Genomic DNA, 4,361 nt, shown 5'->3' on the forward strand with positions numbered 1-4,361 from the left:
CATAGGTATCTACACATTTATCGTGATACCTGTTATTACTTTGCAGAATGATTTCAACCTATCTGTTGGCGGGATTGACTCTCGCCTTACCCGCCGATATCAGACGCTGGTTAAACAGCATATGACGCCCGCGGCTCTTCTTGCTTCTGCGGTTAAAGACCTCGCAAGTGCTCAAAAATCAACTTTCGCAACTACCCAAGCTGTCTGGCGTTTTCTGAATAATAAGCGAATTAGCTTCAGTCAACTCAATGAGCCAATTATTTCGCTAGCACTTGAGCAAATTTCGCTTAGCCCGCATCCATACGCTCTCGTTGTTCATGATTGGTCACGTTTACAATTTCTTTACCATCATGCCAAATACGGACGCTTAAAAATGACGCACGGTGGCGATGTTGGATATGAACTTCAAAGCAGCTTGCTGGTTGATGCTGGCACGGGTTTGCCAATAGCGCCTCTATCTCAGACACTTACCGATGCAACCGGTTGTCATTCAACGTTGGCGGAAGGACTGTCCGAACGGCAGACACATATGGACGCCTTGACGACCGATATTGCCCGTGTGGAATCGCTTAATATAGGTAAAAAGCTGATTCATATAATTGATAGAGAGGGTGACTCTATTGGACATATGCGGACGTTGAGTACTCAAGGAATATGCTGGCTTATCCGAGGAAAAGAAGGACATGGTGCAGAGTGGCAAGGTAATTCATTGAAAATTGGTGAGATTGCTGCTCTTCTGCCATACAACGGATGCGGACAGGTAGACTGGAAAGGGAAAAAAGCTGATATGGAAATCAGTGAAACCTCGATAGTCATAACCCGAGCTGCGCAGCAGAAGCGTAAAGATAAAGAAACCGGCCGCCGCATAAAAATCCAACCTGGAGAGCCTCTGACGGTCAGATTGGTTGTTGTTCGGCTTACGGATGATCTCGGTAATGTGGTGGGACGCTGGACGCTGCTTACAAACGTTTGCAGCGAGATCACCTGCGAGGAAGTAGCTCGTTGGTATTACTGGCGCTGGAATATTGAATCATTTTTTAAGTTGCTGAAAGGTGCCGGACATGACGTAGAAACATGGCTTCAGCGCAGCGCGCCAGCCGTACTACGCAGGTTGTTAATAGCCAGTATGGCTGCTGTTCTGGTATGGCGGCTGCAACGCGCTGAAGGAGAAGAAAATGCGGCAGCCCGCCAGCTGATATGTCGCTTGTCAGGACGACAGCAAAAGCGAGGCCGCAGAGAGAGCGCTCCTGCTCTGCTCGCTGGCCTATCCATCTTGTTGAATACACTAAAATTATTATCGGAATATAGTCTGGAAGAACTTACTCATTTAGCGAGAGTTGCTCTTAAGCCTCCTCCCTGATGTGTAGATACCTATGCCTTAGAGGGATGGCAAGCATAATAATAGTTTCCTGCGAAATAAAGTATATGATGCTGTTATGTTAATTGATTTGCGTGTTAATGATAAACCTATATTCGTGATTGGCCGGGGATAATTTCTTTGTTCAACCGAGCGCGTGTCGTTGGTCTTCGTAATCAATGTGTGATAATTTTTAACATAGTGTGTCTTTACCTGATACGGCTGATGAATACTGACTATAAAAATTTTTCAAAAATGTTGCATTTGACCTCGCGCTCGCTGCGTATGGCTATTGATCGGCGCCTGAAATACCTTGGCCTAAGCCAGGCAAGCTGGGTTGCGGTGGCCGCTATCGCCGGTGCGGAACTGCCGCTATCGCAAAGCGAACTCGCGCAGCGGCTTGGCGTAGAGGGGGCGACGGTGGTGACGATGGTCGACCGTCTGGTCAAAATTGGTCTGGTGCTACGCATCCCCACTCCGGCCGATCGGCGCAAAAAATTGCTGGTGGTCACCGATGAGGGTAAGGCGCTGTACGAAAAAGTGCGTACCGAAGCCGATGCGCTGGGTAAAGAAATTCTGGAGGATGTTGATGCCCGGGATATGCAGGTGGCCATGCGGGTGCTGGCGAAGGTTTACAATGCCACGGAAACACTGACCTAAACGGCTGCGTTCATTCGCCCGCCAAGCGATACACCGTGTGACGCCGGCGCATCACTCTAAACAGTCAACTCTCGGCCTGCCAATCAACACCCGCGCCAGCCGCCGGCACTGGATTTCTTCCCACCGTCGCGCGGGAGTATATGTGGCTTCAGGCCGGTTCATCGGCAATCTTGATGCCGATTTTGCTGACCTGGTGCTCGTCTTTTTCCGCGATGGTCCACACCACGCCTTCCGCCACGACATTATCGCCGACCACCGGTTCACCCCCGCCGAGTAACGCCATGACAAACTGGCCAAGGGTTAGCTCGCCGTCCACTTCGCCGGCAAATTCCAGACCATAGATAGAGGAAACGTCGCGCAGGCGCGCGCTGGCTTCCAGAATAAAATCCCCAAAGAAGCGCTGATCCAGCGCGACGGGAGGCGATTGGCTGAACAGCCTGCCCAGCGCCGGGAGATCCCGCTCCCGACCGATGACACAAAGCACGTCCCTTTCACGCAGTCGGGTATTGGCGGTCGGGTGCAGCAACACATTATCGCGGAATAAAGCGGCAATGCGCGTATGGCGGGGCATTTTCAAATCGCGCAGCGCCGCGCCCACGCACCAGTTTTCCTCACCCAACTGATAGATGAACTGCTCCCAGGGGTTTTCCGGGTGGATGTCCATCCCGACGCGGGAAATCGGCGACGCGGTAGGCGGTACCACCACTTTCGCCAGCCGGGCGGCGAAGCCGAGCGAGGTGCCTTGCAAAAGCAGAGAGATAAGGACGATAAAAAAAGCGACATTAAAATACAGGCGCGCGTTGTCCAGGCCCGCCATCATCGGAAACACCGCCAGGATGATAGGCACGGCGCCGCGCAGGCCGACCCAGGAGAGAAACACACGCTCACGGGTGGTGTAGTTGCGAAACGGCAGCAGGCCGACAAAAATCGACAGCGGACGCGCCACCAGCATCAACCACAGTGACAAAATGAGCGCAGGTATCGCGATCATCCACAAATCGCTGGGCGTGACCAGGAGTCCCAGCACCAAAAACATGCAAATCTGGCTGAGCCAGGCCATGCCGTCGAACGTTTGCAAAATACCATATCGGTTGCGTATCGGCCGGTTACCCAGCACAAAGCCACACAGGTAAACGGCTAAAATGCCGCTGCCTTCCAGCGCCGTGGTCAGGGCGAAAATCATGATGCCGCCGCTGACCGCCAGCAGGGGATACAGGGCGTTAGTCAGCGAGATGCGGTTGATGACCTGCTGCAACAGCCAGCCGCCGCCCAGACCCATCACCACACCCAGGCCAAATTCGCGAATCAGATGCACCAGAAACAGCCAGTCAAGGTGGGTCTGGCCGTTTTGAATCATGGCGATAAGCGTGATGGTCAGAAACACCGCCATGGGATCGTTACTGCCTGATTCAATCTCAAGCGTGGAGGTGACACGCTCGTTCAGCCCTTTATCGCCCAGCAGCGAAAACACCGCCGCAGCGTCGGTAGAACCGACAATGGCGCCGATGAGCATGCCTTCAATCATATCCAGCCCGAACAGCCAGGCCGCGGCCATACCGGTTAAACCGGCGGTGATAATGACCCCTACCGTTGCCAGCGACAGCGACGGCCAGAGCGCGACGCGAAAGGCAGTGGCGCGGGTACGCATACCGCCGTCCAGCAAAATCACCGCCAGCGCCAGGTTACTGATAAGATAGGCCACAGGATAGTTATCAAACGCGATGCCGCCCAGACCATCGATCCCCGCCAACATGCCAATGGCCAGGAAAATCACCAGAATAGGGATGCCAAGACGTGAGGAAAAAGCGCTGAGCAGGATACTTCCCCCCACCAATATTGAACCTATAATAAATAAACTTATAATGGTGCTGCTGTCCAAACGCGGTCTCCTTTTGATTTTTTATTTCATACCCTACCTCTGCCTATCCTGCAGAGGCGATGTGACCCAAAATTCCTACCATTACTGTCTGGCTGAAAGCGTCGGCACCATGACCTGAAAAGGGGAGGGAAGTGCACCATACTGCCCGGCGTGTCGTCCGTCGGAGCCCGCGACGGATGCGGGTAAGGCGGGAAACCTAGTCCGGCGGATCCCTGGCCGGTACTCGATTAAACTACCCTTTTTGCGCACAACAAAAAAGTCGTTTTTTTGGTATTTATCTGTTTTAAGGCGTTTAAGCCTTTATTTTGTCAGAACAGGCAGAAAATGGCCTTTTCACCTGTTATTGCAAGTTTAAAATGTCAACTAATCCCGCAAAGTAGAAATGTCACCTTTTCCTGATGAAATGTTATGCTGTGCATATTTAACTCAGAGATGTGAAACATCATGCCTAATGTGCTGCAAAAT

3 protein-coding genes are annotated in these 4,361 nt (G+C 52.3%); 2 read left to right on the forward strand and 1 reads right to left on the reverse strand.

The window, feature by feature from the left end; genetic code table 11:
* A partial coding sequence (locus CINSTRO3249_RS13215; protein WP_254304262.1) for a flagellar biosynthesis protein FlhF occupies positions 1-1,360 on the forward strand: 1,360 nt, incomplete at its 5' end.
* 222 nt (positions 1,361-1,582) lie between these two features.
* The gene (locus tag CINSTRO3249_RS13220) at positions 1,583-2,017 is read left to right on the forward strand and encodes a MarR family winged helix-turn-helix transcriptional regulator (RefSeq protein WP_074013606.1); all 435 of its coding nucleotides are present in this window, start codon (positions 1,583-1,585) and stop codon (positions 2,015-2,017) included.
* 148 nt (positions 2,018-2,165) lie between these two features.
* On the opposite strand, the gene CINSTRO3249_RS13225 is transcribed toward CINSTRO3249_RS13220, so the two are convergent.
* Positions 2,166-3,896, reverse strand: coding sequence for a potassium/proton antiporter (locus CINSTRO3249_RS13225; RefSeq protein ID WP_074013607.1), 1,731 nt, complete (start codon positions 3,894-3,896; stop codon positions 2,166-2,168).
* Between the last annotated feature and the right edge of the window lie 465 nt (positions 3,897-4,361).

The sequence above is a fragment of the Candidatus Sodalis sp. SoCistrobi genome (assembly GCF_900143145.1).
Classification (GTDB): Bacteria; Pseudomonadota; Gammaproteobacteria; order Enterobacterales; family Enterobacteriaceae; genus SoCistrobi.

Coding starts and splice junctions, on each gene's coding strand:
- CINSTRO3249_RS13220 (WP_074013606.1), top strand. CDS start 1,583: ATGAATACTGACTATAAAAATTTTTCAAAAATGTTGCATTTGACCTCG.